This is a genomic window from Sphingomonas sp. H160509 (assembly GCF_024124765.2).
Taxonomy (GTDB): Bacteria; Pseudomonadota; Alphaproteobacteria; order Sphingomonadales; family Sphingomonadaceae; genus Sphingomonas.
Map to the genome: position 1 here is coordinate 1,334,824 of NZ_JAMXSR020000002.1, position 15,867 is coordinate 1,350,690.

General features: G+C 65.2%; 21 protein-coding genes and 1 pseudogene. 17 read left to right on the plus strand and 5 right to left on the minus strand.

The genetic code is table 11. From position 1 onward, the window contains the following. Positions 1 to 233 precede the first annotated feature (233 nt). The 7 genes from NHF48_RS08175 to NHF48_RS08205 all read left to right on the plus strand — a co-directional run bounded on the left by NHF48_RS08175 (position 234) and on the right by NHF48_RS08205 (position 5,136). Positions 234 to 971 carry an aspartyl/asparaginyl beta-hydroxylase domain-containing protein gene (locus NHF48_RS08175; protein WP_274705274.1) on the plus strand — a complete coding sequence of 246 codons (738 nt, stop codon included), beginning with the start codon at positions 234 to 236 and terminating at the stop codon, positions 969 to 971. Between the two features lie 98 nt (positions 972 to 1,069). Further along, positions 1,070 to 2,068: a patatin-like phospholipase family protein gene (locus NHF48_RS08180; RefSeq protein WP_253070804.1), complete on the plus strand. Its 999-nt coding sequence runs from the start codon at positions 1,070 to 1,072 to the stop codon at positions 2,066 to 2,068. 180 nt (positions 2,069 to 2,248) lie between these two features. After that, entirely contained in the window at positions 2,249 to 2,821 is a 573-nt protein-coding gene (locus NHF48_RS08185) for a NifU family protein (protein WP_253072373.1), read from the plus strand. Further along, entirely contained in the window at positions 2,821 to 3,414 is a 594-nt protein-coding gene (locus NHF48_RS08190) for a malonic semialdehyde reductase (RefSeq protein ID WP_253070805.1), read from the plus strand. The genes NHF48_RS08185 and NHF48_RS08190 overlap by 1 nt, the downstream gene beginning before the upstream one ends. A gap of 119 nt (positions 3,415 to 3,533) precedes the next feature. Continuing rightward, positions 3,534 to 4,151 carry a tRNA (adenosine(37)-N6)-threonylcarbamoyltransferase complex dimerization subunit type 1 TsaB gene (tsaB, locus tag NHF48_RS08195; RefSeq protein ID WP_253070806.1) on the plus strand — a complete coding sequence of 206 codons (618 nt, stop codon included), beginning with the start codon at positions 3,534 to 3,536 and terminating at the stop codon, positions 4,149 to 4,151. After that, on the plus strand, positions 4,151 to 4,639 hold the full coding sequence (locus NHF48_RS08200; protein ID WP_253070807.1) for a GNAT family N-acetyltransferase: 489 nt from the start codon (positions 4,151 to 4,153) through the stop codon (positions 4,637 to 4,639). The genes tsaB and NHF48_RS08200 overlap by 1 nt, the downstream gene beginning before the upstream one ends. A 74-nt stretch (positions 4,640 to 4,713) precedes the next feature. Further along, entirely contained in the window at positions 4,714 to 5,136 is a 423-nt protein-coding gene (locus NHF48_RS08205; protein ID WP_056047123.1) for a Fur family transcriptional regulator, read from the plus strand. On the opposite strand, the gene NHF48_RS24860 is transcribed toward NHF48_RS08205, so the two are convergent. Continuing rightward, positions 5,120 to 5,548, minus strand: coding sequence for a hypothetical protein (locus NHF48_RS24860; RefSeq protein ID WP_342454773.1), 429 nt, complete (start codon positions 5,546 to 5,548; stop codon positions 5,120 to 5,122). The two genes, NHF48_RS08205 and NHF48_RS24860, sit on opposite strands and share 17 nt — an antisense overlap. On the opposite strand from NHF48_RS24860, the gene NHF48_RS24865 reads away from it, so the two are divergent. The 8 genes and pseudogenes from NHF48_RS24865 (at position 5,451) to NHF48_RS08245 (ending at position 12,384) form a co-directional block, all read left to right on the plus strand. Then, the gene (locus NHF48_RS24865; protein WP_342454731.1) at positions 5,451 to 5,957 is read left to right on the plus strand and encodes a 1-acyl-sn-glycerol-3-phosphate acyltransferase; all 507 of its coding nucleotides are present in this window, start codon (positions 5,451 to 5,453) and stop codon (positions 5,955 to 5,957) included. The genes NHF48_RS24860 and NHF48_RS24865 overlap by 98 nt on opposite strands. Before the next feature lie 196 nt (positions 5,958 to 6,153). Next, positions 6,154 to 7,470, plus strand: coding sequence for a tRNA (N6-isopentenyl adenosine(37)-C2)-methylthiotransferase MiaB (gene miaB / locus NHF48_RS08215; RefSeq protein WP_263816819.1), 1,317 nt, complete (start codon positions 6,154 to 6,156; stop codon positions 7,468 to 7,470). A gap of 374 nt (positions 7,471 to 7,844) precedes the next feature. Beyond that, positions 7,845 to 8,849, plus strand: coding sequence for a PhoH family protein (locus NHF48_RS08220; protein ID WP_056057614.1), 1,005 nt, complete (start codon positions 7,845 to 7,847; stop codon positions 8,847 to 8,849). 48 nt (positions 8,850 to 8,897) lie between these two features. Then, a complete protein-coding gene (locus NHF48_RS08225) occupies positions 8,898 to 9,155 on the plus strand; it encodes a type II toxin-antitoxin system VapB family antitoxin (RefSeq protein ID WP_253070809.1) in 258 nt (85 codons plus the stop codon). A gap of 2 nt (positions 9,156 to 9,157) precedes the next feature. Then, entirely contained in the window at positions 9,158 to 9,598 is a 441-nt protein-coding gene (locus NHF48_RS08230) for a type II toxin-antitoxin system VapC family toxin (protein ID WP_253072374.1), read from the plus strand. Continuing rightward, positions 9,558 to 10,067: an rRNA maturation RNase YbeY gene (gene ybeY, locus NHF48_RS08235; protein WP_253070810.1), complete on the plus strand. Its 510-nt coding sequence runs from the start codon at positions 9,558 to 9,560 to the stop codon at positions 10,065 to 10,067. The genes NHF48_RS08230 and ybeY overlap by 41 nt, the downstream gene beginning before the upstream one ends. Before the next feature lie 8 nt (positions 10,068 to 10,075). Further along, positions 10,076 to 10,976 (plus strand): annotated as a pseudogene (locus NHF48_RS08240) (hemolysin family protein). 79 nt (positions 10,977 to 11,055) lie between these two features. Then, positions 11,056 to 12,384, plus strand: a complete 1,329-nt coding sequence (locus NHF48_RS08245) for a PQQ-dependent sugar dehydrogenase (protein ID WP_253070811.1) — start codon at positions 11,056 to 11,058, stop codon at positions 12,382 to 12,384. Between the two features lie 215 nt (positions 12,385 to 12,599). On the opposite strand, the gene NHF48_RS08250 is transcribed toward NHF48_RS08245, so the two are convergent. Together NHF48_RS08250 and NHF48_RS08255 are read right to left on the minus strand one after the other, a co-directional pair. Next, a complete protein-coding gene (locus NHF48_RS08250; protein WP_253070812.1) occupies positions 12,600 to 12,797 on the minus strand; it encodes a putative signal transducing protein in 198 nt (65 codons plus the stop codon). Next, positions 12,794 to 13,354: a pyridoxamine 5'-phosphate oxidase family protein gene (locus tag NHF48_RS08255; RefSeq protein WP_253070813.1), complete on the minus strand. Its 561-nt coding sequence runs from the start codon at positions 13,352 to 13,354 to the stop codon at positions 12,794 to 12,796. Before NHF48_RS08255 ends, NHF48_RS08250 begins: the two co-directional genes overlap by 4 nt. 49 nt (positions 13,355 to 13,403) lie before the next feature. Between NHF48_RS08255 and NHF48_RS08260 the strand changes: the two genes are divergently transcribed. Together NHF48_RS08260 and NHF48_RS08265 are read left to right on the plus strand one after the other, a co-directional pair. Then, positions 13,404 to 13,649, plus strand: coding sequence for a type II toxin-antitoxin system CcdA family antitoxin (locus NHF48_RS08260; protein ID WP_263816820.1), 246 nt, complete (start codon positions 13,404 to 13,406; stop codon positions 13,647 to 13,649). Continuing rightward, complete coding sequence (locus tag NHF48_RS08265; protein ID WP_253070814.1) at positions 13,649 to 13,945, plus strand: CcdB family protein; 297 nt, start codon at positions 13,649 to 13,651, stop codon at positions 13,943 to 13,945. The genes NHF48_RS08260 and NHF48_RS08265 overlap by 1 nt, the downstream gene beginning before the upstream one ends. A gap of 2 nt (positions 13,946 to 13,947) precedes the next feature. Here NHF48_RS08265 and tldD read toward each other — a convergent pair whose 3' ends face one another. Next, positions 13,948 to 15,375, minus strand: coding sequence for a metalloprotease TldD (gene tldD, locus NHF48_RS08270; RefSeq protein ID WP_120299871.1), 1,428 nt, complete (start codon positions 15,373 to 15,375; stop codon positions 13,948 to 13,950). An 18-nt stretch (positions 15,376 to 15,393) separates the two neighbouring features. After that, the gene (locus NHF48_RS08275; RefSeq protein WP_031393477.1) at positions 15,394 to 15,627 is read right to left on the minus strand and encodes a zinc-finger domain-containing protein; all 234 of its coding nucleotides are present in this window, start codon (positions 15,625 to 15,627) and stop codon (positions 15,394 to 15,396) included. Positions 15,628 to 15,867: the final 240 nt, after the last annotated feature.

Genomic DNA, 15,867 nt, shown 5'->3' on the forward strand with positions numbered 1-15,867 from the left:
CATCATTTCGTCCAACACTGCCGGTATATCGTGTCCGAACAAGGGGGATCGGCGCCACCGCGCGCCTGGATGCAGGGTAGAGATGACGGTCGAAGCCGAACGGGGGGCACGAACTGGGCCACCAACTGGGGCAGTGTTCATTGTGGCGGGATTCGGGCGAGCCGGCAGTACGCCGCAGCACCCGCGTGCCCGATCTGAACGTCATATCCGGCGCGCCCAAACCCGGCGCGCCGATGGTCGCCGAGGCCAACCGCCCGCTGATCATCCGCGTCGGCAAGCATTTGCGCGGCGTGTTCGACCGCATGATCGCGTCGTCCTCGCTGGTCGCCAACGATCCGGTGCTCGACGTCCGCGACTTCGCCTGGACGGCAGGCCTGCGCGAGAACTGGGCCGCGATCCGCGATGAGGCGGTCCGCGTCGCGCTGCAAGGCGAAGCGTCGCCCAGCCTCGCGACGATCTCACCCGATCACCGCTCGATTGCCGAGGTCGACAAGTGGCGCTCGTTCTTCCTCTACGGCTACGGCTACCCGATCGAGGAGAGCCTAGCACGCTGCCCGGACACGGCAGCCGCCGTTGCGCGCATCCCCGGCCTCAACAGCGCGTTCTTCTCGATCCTCGCGCCGGGCACCCACATCCCCGAGCATCGCGGCGTGACGAAGGGCCTCATCACCTGCCACCTCGGCCTGATCGTCCCGCGCGACGGCGACGTCCGCATGCGCGTGCACGATCGCACCGTCCGCTGGGCGGAAGGCGAGACGCTGGTGTTCGACGACACCTATCAACACGAGGTCTGGAACGACACGACCGGCACCCGCGTCGTGTTGCTGATCCAGTTCGAACGCCCCCTGCGCAACCCCGGCAAGTGGATCGCCGACCTGTTCCTCGGCGTCGTCCGCCGCTCCGCCTTCGTCCAGGACGCGGTCCGCAACATCGGCAGCTGGAACGCGGCAGTGAAGCAACTCGACGTCTGAGCGATCCCGCGTGAGAGGTTGCACCGATCCGGACCGATCTCCAGACGTCGTCGTGGTCGTCTACTGATACGCTCGGCCCAGCAGTGGGAGAAGGCGCCGTGGACAGTGATCGTACGAAACCGAGATACATCCTGACGATCGATGGCGGCGGGACGCGCGGACTGATCCCCGCGCTGATCCTCGCCGAGCTGGAACGCCGGATCGGCCGGCCACTGCACGAGTGTTTCGATCTGATCACCGGTACGTCGACCGGTGGAATCATCGCCGCCGGCCTCACCGCACCCAGCGAAGCGGATCCGAAACGGGCCGCCTGCACGGCGAGCGACCTCGTCGATCTCTACCGCAACGAGAGCAAGCGGATCTTCCCGCACATCTTCGGCATACCCCTTCGCGTACCGGGCTGGCCCTATAGCGCCCGGCCGCTCGAACGGATCCTGGCAGCGCGGATCGGCACACGCGTGACGACGCGCGACGCGCTGACGAACATCGTCATTCCGGCGTATAACCTGCTGGCGCGCAAGGCGGTGTTCATGGCCGGCGGCCCCGATTATAACCGTAAGCTCGGCATCCCCGAGCGGGTTTTCCCACTACATATCGCCGCACGCGCGACATCGGCGGCCCCGACGTTCTTCAAGCCGGCCGCGATCGACGATCCCACCAAATTGGAACCGGATCTGCTGATGGTCGATGGCGGCGTGTTCGCCAATGATCCGACGATCGCGGCCATCATCGAGGGGCGCAAGCTCGGCTGGCATCTCGGCGACATAGAGATCCTGTCGCTGGGTACGGGCCGGTCCGATCGCCCCTATCCCTCCGCGCGGAACTGGTCGTTCCTCGGCTGGGTGAACCCGTTCCGGGGCGTGCCGATCTTCTCGATCCTGATGCAGGCCGGTTCCAGTACGATCTCCTATCAGGCCCGGCGGCTGGACATCGCCGCATATGACCGCGCCGATTTCGCGTTGCCCTCTGGCGATGGCGGACTGGACAATTCAAGTGCCGCGTATCTCGCCGCTCTTACCACGCTGGCCGAGGACTGGATCGTCGCCAACGATGCCGTGCTTACTCGCTGGGTCGACAAGCTACGGACCACGCGGTGAGGTCCGCCGCTACCGTTCGCGGCGTAAGTCCCTGACGCAATTTACATGGGTCGCGTTGCCCGACAGCTACAGCGCAGTACCGGCGCGAACGAGTTAGCCGGAATGCCCTCACCCCCCGAAAGAAACCGTTTCCCGTTCCGCGCTTGATCCCCCCGCCCCCCTTCGGGCCACATGCCCCTCATGCTCATCGAAACGGAATCCACTCCCAACCCGTCGACGTTGAAGTTCCTGCCGGGACGCACCGTCATGGAAGCCGGCACGCGCGACTTCGCCACCCCCGAGGAAGCCGAGGTGAGTTCGCTCGCCGATGCGATATTCGGCCTCGGCGACGTCACCGGCGTGTTCTTCGGCCGCGATTTCGTCTCGGTCACCGCCGCGCCCGGCACCGCCTGGTCGGACCTGAAGCCCGACGTGCTCGCGATCCTGCTCGATCATTTCTCCGCCGCGATGCCGCTGTTCAAGCCCTCGCGCGCCGGCTTCTCGGTGCCGTCGGACGAACCGGCTCTGTCCGACGATCCCGCCGATGCCGACATCGTCGCGCAGATCCGCGAACTGATCGACACGCGCGTGCGGCCCGCGGTCGCCAACGACGGCGGCGACATCGTCTATCGCGGCTTCGACAAGGGCAAGGTGTTCCTCCAGCTCCAGGGCGCCTGCGCCGGTTGCCCGTCGTCGAGCGCCACGCTCAAGAACGGCATCGAGCAGCTGCTGAAATACTACGTCCCCGAAGTCACCGAAGTGAGAGCCGTCTGATGCGTCAGAAACTCGACGACACCGTCCTCGACGCCGTCTTCCGCGATGCCCGCAGCTATAACGGCTACACCGACCAGCCGGTCGCCGAGTCCGAGCTGCACGCGATCTGGGACCTGATGAAGTGGGGCCCGACGTCGGCCAACCAGCTCCCCGCGCGCCTGATCTGGGTCACCAGCGACGAGGCCAAGCAGAAGCTCGCCGATGCGTGCAGCGCGCAGAACCAGCCGAAGATCCTCAACGCCCCCGTGTCGGTCATCATCGGCATGGACACCAATTTTCACGAGCATTTGCCCGAGCTGTTCCCGCATGCCGATGCGAAATCCTGGTTCGACGGCAACGCCGAACTGCGCGAGGCCTCGGCCTTCCGCAACTCGACGCTCCAGGGTGCGTATTTCATCATCGCCGCGCGGATGCTCGGGCTCGATACCGGGCCGATGTCGGGCTTCGACGCGGGCAAGGTCGATGCGGCGTTCTTCCATGAAACGCCGGCGGTGCGGACCAACTTCATCTCGACGCTCGGCCACGGCGATCCCGCGACGATCTACGCCCGCTCGCCCCGCCCCGACTTCGCGAAGTTCAACAGCATCGCTTGAGGCGGGACCTGCTCCCTCTCCCCTGCGGGGAGAGGGTCGGGGTGAGGGGCAGTTGGGAAGGGCAGCGCTTGCGGCGCCCCTCACCCTGCCCTCCCCCTGAGGGGAGAGGGTAAGAAGTAATGCGCACTTTAGTCATCGAAACATCCACCACCGCCTGCTCGGTCGCCCTCATCGAAGACGGCGCCGTCATCGCCCGCGCGCACGAAGTCGTCGGCCGCGGCCACGCCGAGCGCCTCATTCCGATGATCGCCGAGTTGCCCGAAGGTGGCCGAGCAGACCGCATCATAGTCGATTGCGGCCCCGGCAGCTTCACTGGCGTCCGCGTCGGGATCGCCGCAGCCCGTGGCCTCGCGCTCGGCTGGGGCGCGGAAATTGCCGGTTTTTCCTCGCTTCCGCTCATCGCCGCCGCCGGTTTCGCCGACCGCTTAACCGACGATATTGCGGTGATCATGGAAGGCGGGCATGGCGAGGTCTTCATGCAAGCGTTCTCCGCCGATCTGTCGCCGCGATCCGACATGGTATCGCTGAAGCCCGACGCCGCGCTCGCCGCGCTGGCAGGACGGCGCGCAGTCGGCAACGGCATCCGCTGGCTCGCCGCACTCGACGACAGGTTGGACCTCACCGAAGCACTCCCCGACGCAGCCGCCGCGATCCTGCTGCCGGCAGCACTGACCGCGCTAGCGCCAAGCCCGATCTACGGCCGTGCCCCCGACGCCAAGCCGTCGGTCCCGAAATAATGGCCACGCGCCAGGCCGCCACGCGCACCGTCACGCTCCGCACCGGCGACGCGCGCGATCTCGCGATCGTCGACGCGCTGATGACCGAGGCGTTCGACCCACGCTACGGCGAGGCGTGGACGCGCAGCCAGTGCCTCGGCGTGCTCGCACTGACCGGCGTCCACCTCACCATCGCCTTCGTCGATGACTTCCCCGCCGGGTTCACGATGACGCGGTCGGTCGCCGACGAGGCCGAACTCCTCCTGATCGCGGTCGCGCCCGACTATCGCCGCCGCGGCGTCGGCACCGCGCTGATCCGCGCGGCGATTGCCGATTGCTCGGTCGGCGGCATCGCCAAACTCCATCTCGAAGTCCGTGCCGGTAACGACGCGGTCAAGATGTACGACGCGCACGGATTTACAAAAGTCGGCGAACGCCGCGCCTACTACCGCGGCAAGACCGGTGTAGCGTATGACGCACATACATATTCGAAAGATATCAACAGTTAAGGCTTATTGCGAGTCACTATCCCTTTTCGCAACAGCGCGGAGGCCCTACATGGCACTCAACGAGGGAACGACACATGCCGCGCAAAATCGATCTGGAAGCACTCTGCAACGAGAAAGGCCTGCGCATCACCGAGCAGCGCCGCGTCATCGCGCGCGTGCTGTCCGAGGCTGACGACCATCCCGACGTCGAGAAGGTCTATGAGCGCGCATCGCAGATCGACCCCGGCATCTCGATCGCGACGGTGTACCGCACGGTTCGCCTGTTCGAGGAAGCCGGTATCCTCGACCGCCATGATTTTGGCGACGGTCGCGCGCGCTATGAGCCTGCGCCTGAAGCGCATCACGATCATCTGATCGACGTCGAGAGCGGCAAGGTGATCGAATTCGTCGATCCCGAACTCGAACAGTTGCAGAAGGCGATCGCGGAGAAGCTGGGCTTCCGTCTGGTCGATCACCGCATGGAACTCTACGGCGTCGCGCTCACCCGCAAGGACTGACGCGATCGGCCGAACCCGCTTTGGCGCGCGGTTGGCGGCGCTGCTGGTCGCGCTGGTCCTGGCGCTGCCATTGCATGGTCTGTGGCGGCTGTTCGGCCGTAAGTCGCCTTGGCCGCCGCGGTTCCTGGGACTGGTTGCGCGCATAGTCGGCGCCCGCCCCCGCGTCGTCGGCACGCCGCTTCGCCACGACGTCGTCTTCGTCTCGAACCATCTGAGCTGGATCGACATCCTCCCTCCTGTCCGGTGCGACCGGCAGCGCGTTCGTGGCGAAATCCGAACTCCGCAGCGCCCCACTGGTCGGCTGGCTCTGCACGCTGAACCACACGATCTTCGTAAGCCGCGCCGACCGCATGGCCGTAACCGCCCAGATCGCCCAGATCCGCGACGCGTTGGCGGCAGACTGGCCCGTCACCCTGTTCCCCGAAGGTACGACCGGAGACGGCACCACCCTCCTCCCCTTCAAGGCCGCGCTGCTGGCAGCCCCTCGACCCGCCCCCGCCCGGTGTGAAGGTCCAACCGGTCCGCATCGATTATGGCGCGGCCACCGACGAACTCGCCTGGGTCGGCGACGAGCCCGGCCAACACCACGCCGCCCGCGTCCTGAAGCGACGGGGCACATTCGTCGCGACGCTGCACTTCGCCGACCCGTTCGACCCGGCAGAATACGGCGACCGAAAAGCCATAGCCGCCGAAGCCCGCCGCCGCATGGAAGCGCTGTAAGTCATAGTAAGAGAGTGTTCCCCCGCGAGGGCGGGGGCCCAGTCTGGACTCCCGCCTTCGCGGGAGAACAAGGGAGGGAAGCTCCACTCTTCTCCGACTGAGGAACACCACCCCGGCGGAGGCCCGGGCCCAGTTGGAAAGGTCGCTGTAACGGACGGCAGACCTTAGTCAGCAACGTCCCCCAACTGGGCCCCGGCCTCCGCCGGGGTGGCGCCCCTTTCCAGAGTTAGCTCCGTGTGAAAGGCAGGACCGACGCCCCCTCCCCCAACCCCCCACAAATCCGCTACACGCCCCCGCATGTCTCCCCCCAGAACCTTCCACGTAAAATCCTTCGGCTGCCAGATGAACGTCTACGACGGCGAGCGCATGGCCGAGCTGATGGCCGCCCAAGGCCTCACCCAGGCCGACGCGGTCGACGCCGACGTAGTCGTCCTCAACACGTGCCACATCCGCGAACGCGCCACCGAGAAGGTCTATTCGGACATCGGCCGCCTACGGAAGGACCAGCGCCGCAAGTCCGGCAAGACGCCCATGATCGCGGTCGCCGGCTGCGTCGCGCAAGCCGAGGGCGAGGAGATCTTCACCCGCGCCAAGGTCGATATCGTCGTCGGCCCGCAAGCCTATCACAACCTCCCCGACCTCGTCGCGAAGGCCGCCGCCGGCACGCCCTCGCTCGACACCGACATGCCGCTGCTGTCGAAGTTCGGCGCGCTCCCCGCCCGCCGGAAGGTCGCCCCATCGGCATTCCTCACCGTGCAGGAAGGCTGCGACAAATTCTGCACCTACTGCGTCGTCCCGTACACACGGGGCGCAGAAATCAGCCGCCCGTTCGCCGCGATCGTCGACGAAGCCAAGGCGCTGGTCGACGCCGGCGCACGCGAGATCACGCTGCTCGGCCAGAACGTCAACGCCTGGTCGGAGAATGAGCGCGGTCTCCACGACCTGATCCGCGACCTCGACCGCATCTCCGGCCTCGCGCGCATCCGCTACACCACCAGCCACCCCAACGACATGACACAAGGCCTGATCGACGCGCACCGCGACATCGAGAGCCTGATGCCATTCCTCCACCTCCCCGTGCAGGCCGGCAGCGACCGCGTGCTGAAGGCGATGAACCGCAGCCACACCCGCGACTCCTACCTCCGCCTGCTCGACCGCGTCCGCGAAGTCCGTCCCGACATCGCACTCTCGGGCGACTTCATCGTCGGCTTCCCCGGCGAGACCGATGCCGAGTTCGAAGACACGCTGAGCCTGGTCGACGCGGTAGGCTACGCGCAGGCGTACAGCTTCAAATACAGCCCCCGCCCCGGCACCCCCGCGGCGTCGATCGTCGAGCAGGTCCCGGAATCGGTCATGGACGAGCGCCTCCAACGCCTCCAGGCAGCGCTAAACCGCGACCAGCACGCCTTCAACGCCGCCACCGTCGGCCGCACCTGTTCCGTCCTGCTGGAGCGCGCGGGGAAACTCCCCGGCCAGTTGATTGGCAAGTCCCCCTGGCTGCAATCGGTCCACCTGATCGGCAACCACGCGATCGGCGATCTGGTGGAAGTGACGCTGGCGGCGGCTGGCCCGAACTCCCTCACCGGGATCGAACGGATCGCCGAGGCAGCCTGAGCCCCAATCTGATCCTCCCCCGCAAGGGGGAGGTGGCAGGCACTTGCCTGACGAAGGGGGAGGCAAGCGCCAACGCATGGATCCGTGTCCTCCCCCTCCGACACCTCCCCCTTGCGGGGGAGGATCGCAACGGCGTCCCTGAGGCATCAAAGCAAAACGCGCGGGCCTCGAAACCACCCCCCGCGATTTCGCTGTCCTACATCCGGATCGCCTGTCACACTCGCCCCCGATGCAGCTTCGCCCACGCGACTCGAACCATCTCTCGGCCAGCGCTCCGGCGCGGCTTGAACGCGTCGCTTGGCGTGCTCATCTTCCTTTCAAAGGTTACGGTTCGACGCTTCTAGGCGTAACCTTTGACACCCTGAAAGGACCGTATGAGCCGTAAACCCGTTCCCGCCCAGTCCGGTGACCGCGCCCGAGTCGAGCTGCTGTTCGACAAGCCCCAATTGCTCGTCCGGCTGTTCGGCCAGTACGACCAGAATCTGGTAGCGCTCGAAAATCGCCTCGGCGTCTACATCACCGCGCGAGGGAACAAGATCGGCCTGGAGGGCACCGCCGAACAGGTCGCCAAGGCGCGCGACGTGCTTCACGATCTCTACGCCCGCATCCAGCGTGGCGAAGATGTCGACGCAGGCTTGGTCGACGCGTCGATAGCGATGGCGGACGAGCCCGTGCTCGAAGGCATCATCCGCGCCGATGCCGGTGGCGGCGGTGCCCCGCCGATCATGATCCGCACGCGGAAGAAGACGATCGTGCCGCGCACGCCGGCGCAGGCGCACTACATGCGCGAGCTCGCCAACAACGACATGATCTTCGCGCTCGGGCCGGCAGGCACGGGCAAGACCTATGTCGCGGTCGCGCAGGCGGTGCAGCAGCTCATCAACGGCAGCGTCCAGCGACTGATCCTCTCGCGTCCCGCGGTCGAAGCCGGCGAACGCCTCGGCTTCCTGCCCGGCGATATGAAGGAAAAGGTCGATCCGTATCTCCGCCCACTCTACGATGCGCTCTACGACTGCCTCCCCGCCGAGCAGGTCGAACGCCGCATCGCTAGCGGCGAGATCGAGGTCGCCCCGATCGCCTTCATGCGCGGCCGCACCCTTGCGGATGCCTTCGTGATCCTCGACGAAGCGCAGAACACCACGCCCGCCCAGATGAAGATGTTCCTCACCCGCTTCGGCCAGAACAGCCGCATGGTGATCTGCGGCGATCCGAAGCAGGTCGACATCCCCGGTGGCGTCGCGGCGTCCGGCTTGGCGGATGCAGTCCGACGGCTGGAAGGCGTAGAGAGCATCTCGATGTGCCGCTTCACCGTCGGCGACGTCGTCCGCCACCCGATCGTCGGCCGCGTCGTCGAGGCCTATGAAGGAACCGATGGTTGATCCTCGGGATATCCCGGAGTATATCCGGGATATCCCAGGAGGATGACGATGGCGTCTCTCTACATCAAGGACAACGAAACCGCCGAACTCGCGGCTGAGCTTGCGGCGCGTCTGGGCGTCACCAAGACGGAGGTCGTTCGTGATTTGCTACGTCGCCAGAAGGCAGAATTGACACCGTCGATTTCGGTGCCGAGCATGCGCGAACGCCTGGACGCATGGCGCAAGGCTCACCCCCTAGGTGAGCCGACTGGCCTGAAAGCCGATAAGGCGTTTTTCGACGAATTATGGGGCGAGGAACCGGATTGACCGTGTTCGTCGATGCATCCGCGCTTGTAGCGATTATTACAGGTGAACCGGAGCGCGATGCTTTCATCACTCGTGTCGAACATGACGGAAATGCCCTGTGGTCGGCGATGTCATGCTGGGAGACGGTGTCCGCTCTTCGTAGCTCCTATCGGTTTGATATCGATGTGGCTCGCAGTGAAGTGGAAAACACCGCTCAGGTGTTGGCTCTTCGCCTTATCGCAATTGGAGAGAGCGAATTATCTACGGCCCTCGACGCCTATCAAATCTACGGCAAGGGCCGCCACCCCGCCAAGCTCAACATGGGCGATTGCTTCGCGTACGCCTGCGCGAAAACCCATGGTGCGGAACTTCTCTACAAGGGTAATGATTTCGCCCCTGACCGATCTCGCCTGAAGGACCTGCATGCTCGAAATCGCGCTTTCCTCCGACGCCCCCTGGCCTGAGCAGGATTGGGACGCCCTCGCCGTGCGCGCAGCAACGGCAGCGATCGAGCGGACTCCGCACGGCGAACTTCTGACCAGCAAAGCCACGGTCGAAATCTCGATCCGCCTCGCGTCGGACGACGAGGTCCACACACTCAACAAGCAGTACCGCCAGAAGGACAAGCCGACCAACGTCCTGTCCTTCCCGATGGTCCAACCCGACCTGCTTGCCACCGTCAGCCAGAATTCGGACGATGGCGAAGTCCTCCTCGGCGACATCATCCTCGCGCACGGTGTCTGCGTCGCGGAAGCGGCCGAGCGCGGTATCTCGGTCGAGGATCATGCGATGCATCTGATGGTGCACGGCACGCTGCATCTGCTAGGCTATGACCATATCGACGACGACGAGGCTGAGGGCATGGAGCAGATCGAACGCGACGCGCTCGCCGCCTTGGGCCTCCACGACCCCTATCTGATAACAGAGGACTGACGACCACGATGGCCGATGGCCCCAATGCCGGTAACGGCGATAGTAGCGACAGTATCTGGCGCGGGCTCAAGGGCCTGATCTTCGGTGCTCAAGACGAATCCCTCCGCGACCAGCTCGAGGATGCGATCGACCGGCATGAGGGGCGATCCCGCCCCCGATGCGAAGGGCGATCTGACCCCGCTCGAGCGCCAGATGGTCCGCAACCTGCTCCACTTCAGCGAGCGTGACGCGGGCGACGTCGGCGTGCCGCGCGCCGACATCATCGCGGTCGAGGAGGAGACGCCGTTCGCCGATCTCGTCAAGCTGTTCGCCGAAGCCGGTCATAGCCGCCTGCCGGTCTACCGCGACAACCTCGATACGATCATCGGCATGGTCCACATCAAGGACGTCTTCAACATCCTCGCGACCGGTGCCGAGCATCCGACGTCGATCGCCGGACTGATCCGCGAACCGCTCTACGCGCCGATGTCGCGCGGTGCGCTCGATCTGCTCGCGGACATGCGGCAGAAGCACGTCCATTTGACGATCGTGCTCGACGAGTATTCCGGCACCGAAGGCCTGGTCACGTTCGAGGACCTGATCGAGGAGATCGTCGGCGAAGTCGAGGACGAGCATGACGAGGCGCCCCAAGTGCTGATGACGCCGATCGAAGGCGGCGCCTGGGATGCCGACGCGCGCGCCGAACTGGAGGATGCCGCAGAACTGATCGATCCGCGTCTGGCGGAGGTCGACGGCGATATCGACACGCTGGGCGGCTTGGCGGCGCTTCTGGCGGGGCACGTCCCACAGATCGGCGAATGCGTCGATCATCCAAGTGGCTGGAAGCTCGAGATTATCGACGCCGACGAACGCCGTATTAACCGGTTGCGCCTGCATCCGCCGGTGGTGCCGGTCGAGGACGACGACTGATACAGCCTCTGCAATGGATCGACGGGCCTTTTACCCATGATCCATTGCCCCGGCCCTGCCTCCGTTCTAACTTCCCTTCATGCGCAAACACATCCTCATCGTCCTGGGCCTGATCCTGCTCGTGATCGCCGCGGGCGTCACCTATCTAGCCTGGCCCGACACGGCGGAATTGTCGGTCGACCAGGTCGCCGGCAAGCTGCCCAAAATCACCGATCCGCGCATTCAGACGATCCCGACCGTCAAGGTCGCCAAGGTCGTCGGCTGGCAGAACGGCGCGATGCCGACGCCTGCCGCCGGACTGAAGGTCCAGCCGTTCGCGACCGGGCTCGACCACCCGCGCTGGATGTACCGCCTCCCCAACGGGGACGTGCTGGTCGCCGAGACCAACTCGCCACCGCGCGAGGGCGGCGGGATCACCGGCTGGGTTATGAAGGTGCTGATGGGCCGCGCCGGTGCCGGCGTGCCGTCGGCCAACCGCATCACGCTGCTGCGCGACGCGAACGGCGACGGCGTGGCGGAAAGGAAGTCGGTGTTCATGACCGGTCTCAACTCGCCGTTCGGCATGACATTGCTCGATGGCCAGCTCTACATTGGCAACACTGACGCGCTCGTCCGCGTGCCGTACACCGATGGCGCGACCAAGATCACTGCCAAGCCCGAGCTCGTCATCAAGCTCAACCCGGGTGGCAATCATTGGGCCCGCAACGTCATCGCCGCAGCCGACGGCAAGACGCTGTACGTCGGCGTCGGCTCCTCGACCAACATCGCCGAGAACGGCATGGACGCCGAGAAATACCGCGCCAACATCCTGCAGGTCTGGCCGAAGGACAAGAACTGGCGGATCTACGCCGCCGGCCTGCGCAATCCCAACGGCATGGCGATCAACCCCAAGTCGGGCGGGCTGTGGACCGTCGTCAACGAGCGCGACATGCTCGGCTCCGACCTGGCGCCCGACTATCTGACTCAGGTCGAATTCGGCGATCACTTCGGCTGGCCCTGGTATTATTGGGGCGGCTATCCCGACAGCCGCGTAGAGCCGAAGAACCAAGCGCTCCAGCAATACGCCAAGCGCCCCGACTATGCGCTCGGACCGCACGTCGCCGCGCTCGGCCTGACCTTCTCCGCAGACGCGAAGCTCGGCGCGAAGTTCGCCAACGGCGCGTTCGTCGGCGAGCACGGCTCGTGGAACCGCAAACCGGTGTCGGGCTACAAGGTCGTCTACGTACCCTTCGGCGACACCGGCTTCCCGGCGGCGAGCGCGAAGCCGGTCGATGTGCTCGGCGGGTTCCTGAACAAGGACGGCGACGCGCAGGGTCGCCCGGTCGGCGTCATCACCGACAAGACCGGCGGACTGCTAGTCGCAGACGACGTGGGCAACGCGATCTGGCGGGTCAGCGCTGGGGGCTGATCTTCGGAGGGCGGACCAAAACTCCGCCCTCTAATATTGTCGGGATTCAGCTCGTACGATTACCAACTTCTCGTCATGCCCGCGCAGGCGGGGATCCATAAACTCAAGGGTTGTCGATTAACTCGCGAACTTTGCCAGTATGGCTTCCCGCCTGCGCGGGAATGACGATCCCGGGGACCGGACAGCGGTTTACTGCCAATGCCTAACGCACCCGTTCAGCCCGCCAAAATCCCCCTAGCCTCGTCCAAGTCATCCTCGTCGACCATGACCCGAACCGGGATCAGCAACCAACTCCCTTCCATGATCGACATCCCGCCATCAAATGCGATCGCGGGGATGTCCTCGCTCTCCAGCCGCCCGACGATGATGTGAGCCTCGTTGCGCCCGTACCGCCCGAGTTCGACCAGGCTCATGCGCCGACGCGGTCCGGCAGGACGGTGCCGAGCCGCACCGGCAACCCGTCGATGCTCGCGACTGGCCCCGCCAATTCCTCGTTCCGTTCGGCGTCGGACTGCCTGGCGTGATATTTCGACAAGGTCTGGCGTTCACGGTCGAGCGTCATAAACGGCACGCCCCATCCGCAACTCGTCTGCACCTCGTCGACCGCGATCACGAAGATCTGCCGCGTGCCCGGCAACGGTGCAAACTGCGCGTAGAGGTCAGCCCAGCCATCGTCCTGCGGGAGCACCGCCCGGCCCTTGCCGTAAATGCGGAAGATCAGCGCTGGCTGGTCGAACGCGCAGAACATAATCGTGATGCGCCCGTCCGCGCCCAGATGCGCGTTCGTCTCGTTCCCCGACCCACCGACGTCGAGATACGCGACCGTCTTCGGATCGAGTACGCGAAAGCTGTCCATGCCCTTGGGACTGAGATTGATCCGCGCGTTTGCGGCAGCGGTAGCAACGAAGAATACCGGTTGCCGCATCACGAACGCGCGATGATCGTCGGTTAGCGCGGGGAAGAAGTCCATCGGTCGGCTCCGAATTGACGCGCTCAATGGACGCGCATACTCTGTGCGCATGAGACATGATCCTATCGCCACCGGCAAGCGCAAATCGGTGAACTTGTCGCTCGATACCGGTATCGTCGCAGCGGCACGCGAGGCCGGGATTAACCTTTCGCAGGTCAGCGAAATCGCGATCCGCGCGGCAGCAAAACGCGTCCAGGAAGAAAAATGGCGGGAGGAGCATCGCGACTGGATCACGGCAAACAATGCCTGGATCGAAGAGAATGGTCTGCCGCTCGATCGATATCGACTGGCCTGATGGCGCGATTCGACGTCTACCCCGCGCTCGAAGGGGGGTATTGGCTCGACTGCCAGTCCAATTTGCTGTCGGACCTCAACAGTCGTTTCATCGTACCGCTCAGGCTGTACGCCGATATGCCAGGGGGTGATCGACGGCTAAACCCGGTGTTCGCAATCCACGGCACCGAATACGTCATGCAAACGCATCTAGCAGCCGCGATCTCCGCAAAACTGCTGTCCGAACCAACCACGTCACTCATCGAGCATGAATACCACATCGGCAGCGCGATCGACATGCTGACGGGCAGCTACTGAAGCTAGGCCGCCGTCCCGCCGACCGTCAGCCCGTCCACAAGCAACGTCGGCTGGCCCACACCTGCCGGCACCGACTGCCCGCCCTTGCCGCAAATCCCGATACCCTCGTCGAGCGCGAAATCGTTGCCGATGCCGCGGACCTTGGTCAGCGAACTTGGGCCGTCGCCGATCAGCGTCGCGCCCTTGATCGGGGCGCCGAGCTTGCCGTCTTCGATCAGATACGCCTCGGTGCAGCTAAACACGAACTTGCCCGACACGATGTCGACCTGCCCGCCGCCAAACGCCTTGGCGAAGATGCCCTTCTTAACGCGCGACAAAAGCTCGGCGGGGTCGTCGTTGCCCGCCTTCATGAAGGTGTTCGTCATCCGCGGCATCGGTGCGTGCGCGTAGCTTTCGCGACGGCCGTTGCCGGTTGCCTCGACGCCCATCAGCCGTGCGTTGAGGCGGTCCTGCATATAGCCCTTGAGGATACCGTCCTCGATCAACACGGTTTCGCGCGTCGGCGTGCCCTCGTCGTCGATGGTCAGCGACCCGCGGCGATCCTGGAGCGAGCCGTCGTCGACCACCGTCACGCCCTCGGCCGCAACGCGCTCGCCGATGCGACCCGAGAAGGCCGAGGTGCCCTTGCGGTTGAAATCGCCCTCGAGCCCGTGGCCGATCGCCTCGTGCAGCAGGATACCGGGCCAGCCATTGCCGAGCAGCACGGTCATCTCGCCCGCGGGCGCAGCTATCGAGTCGAGGTTCACCAGCGCCTGCGATAATGCCTCGTCGATCGCGCGGTTGTACGTCGCGGGTTCGAACAGGTCGTTGTAGAGATAACGTCCTCCGATCCCGTAGCTGCCCGTCTCGCGACGCCCGTTCTGTTCGGCGACGATCGAAACGTTGAGTCGGACCAACGGCCGGACATCGGTCGCAACGAAGCCATCCGCGCGGACGATCTCGACCACCGACCATGTCCCGGAAAGGCTGACCGACACCTGCGCCACGCGAGGATCACGCGCCCGCGCTGCAGCGTCGATTGTTTGGCACAAATTCACCTTGTCGGCGAACGGCACGAGATCGAGCGGATCGGCGGCGGTGTAGCGGCGCTGGTTGGTGCCCTGCGGCGGGCCGGCCTTTGCGGCGACACCTGGTTCGATCAGCGCCATCGTCTCGGCGGCACGACGGATCGCGGCGGGGGTCATCTCGTTCGAATGCGCGAACGCGGTCATTTCGCCCGACACCGCGCGCAGGCCGAACCCCGAGCTGGTGTCGTAGGATGCGGTCTTCAGCCGACCGTCGTCGAACCCGAACGCCTCGGCCTTGCGATACTGGAGATACAGCTCGCCGTCATCGGCCTTGCCGAGCGCCTTGGCGGTCAGCGCCTGCGCCTGTTCGGGGTCCAGGGTATCGCGGTAGAGGAACGAACGGGGGTCTGCTGCTATCGTCATCCGATAGATATAAGAGGCTTAGCGCCCTGCGCCATCCCCGTGATCGCGCAAAGTCGACTGGTCCGCGCCATCGGCGGCGCCGCCGACAAGGATGAAGCGGCGGTCGCAATAGCCGCAATCGACGTATCCGGTCTCGTCGATCTGCAACCAGACGCGCGGATGGCCAAGCGCTGCGCCGCCGGGGATGTCGGTGGCGCCATCGCAGGCGACGCGGGCGTGGGTGACGCGGGTGGTTTCGAGCGGCGGATGCATGAGGGGGCGATAGCAAGCGCGCGCGACCCGGGCAATTGGTTCTTCGGCGGGGGCAAGAAGGAAGAATGGGTTCACGCGGAGGCGCGGAGACTCGGAGGTGTGGCATCCAGCCTGTTGGTCGGGAGACCTCATGATCTGTTCCGCAGGTAGGTGATCGAGCGGTTGCTACGCGACAAGCGCAGCACCTCCGCGTCTCCGCGCCTCCGCGTGAACAAATCTTCTTTGCAACGCCCGAAGGGG

Excerpts from the sequence above, each read along its gene's own strand:
- NHF48_RS08255 (WP_253070813.1), bottom strand. The coding sequence starts at position 13,354 with ATGGACTTCTTCCCCGCGCTAACCGACGATCATCGCGCGTTCGTGATG.
- NHF48_RS08260 (WP_263816820.1), top strand. The coding sequence starts at position 13,404 with ATGAGACATGATCCTATCGCCACCGGCAAGCGCAAATCGGTGAACTTG.
- NHF48_RS08175 (WP_274705274.1), top strand. The coding sequence starts at position 234 with ATGGTCGCCGAGGCCAACCGCCCGCTGATCATCCGCGTCGGCAAGCAT.
- NHF48_RS08225 (WP_253070809.1), top strand. The coding sequence starts at position 8,898 with ATGGCGTCTCTCTACATCAAGGACAACGAAACCGCCGAACTCGCGGCT.
- miaB (WP_263816819.1), top strand. The coding sequence starts at position 6,154 with ATGTCTCCCCCCAGAACCTTCCACGTAAAATCCTTCGGCTGCCAGATG.
- NHF48_RS08205 (WP_056047123.1), top strand. The coding sequence starts at position 4,714 with ATGCCGCGCAAAATCGATCTGGAAGCACTCTGCAACGAGAAAGGCCTG.
- NHF48_RS08245 (WP_253070811.1), top strand. The coding sequence starts at position 11,056 with ATGCGCAAACACATCCTCATCGTCCTGGGCCTGATCCTGCTCGTGATC.
- NHF48_RS08265 (WP_253070814.1), top strand. The coding sequence starts at position 13,649 with ATGGCGCGATTCGACGTCTACCCCGCGCTCGAAGGGGGGTATTGGCTC.
- NHF48_RS08250 (WP_253070812.1), bottom strand. The coding sequence starts at position 12,797 with ATGAGCCTGGTCGAACTCGGGCGGTACGGGCGCAACGAGGCTCACATC.
- ybeY (WP_253070810.1), top strand. The coding sequence starts at position 9,558 with ATGCTCGAAATCGCGCTTTCCTCCGACGCCCCCTGGCCTGAGCAGGAT.
- NHF48_RS08190 (WP_253070805.1), top strand. The coding sequence starts at position 2,821 with ATGCGTCAGAAACTCGACGACACCGTCCTCGACGCCGTCTTCCGCGAT.
- NHF48_RS08220 (WP_056057614.1), top strand. The coding sequence starts at position 7,845 with ATGAGCCGTAAACCCGTTCCCGCCCAGTCCGGTGACCGCGCCCGAGTC.
- tsaB (WP_253070806.1), top strand. The coding sequence starts at position 3,534 with ATGCGCACTTTAGTCATCGAAACATCCACCACCGCCTGCTCGGTCGCC.
- NHF48_RS08200 (WP_253070807.1), top strand. The coding sequence starts at position 4,151 with ATGGCCACGCGCCAGGCCGCCACGCGCACCGTCACGCTCCGCACCGGC.
- NHF48_RS08185 (WP_253072373.1), top strand. The coding sequence starts at position 2,249 with ATGCTCATCGAAACGGAATCCACTCCCAACCCGTCGACGTTGAAGTTC.
- NHF48_RS08275 (WP_031393477.1), bottom strand. The coding sequence starts at position 15,627 with ATGCATCCGCCGCTCGAAACCACCCGCGTCACCCACGCCCGCGTCGCC.
- tldD (WP_120299871.1), bottom strand. The coding sequence starts at position 15,375 with ATGACGATAGCAGCAGACCCCCGTTCGTTCCTCTACCGCGATACCCTG.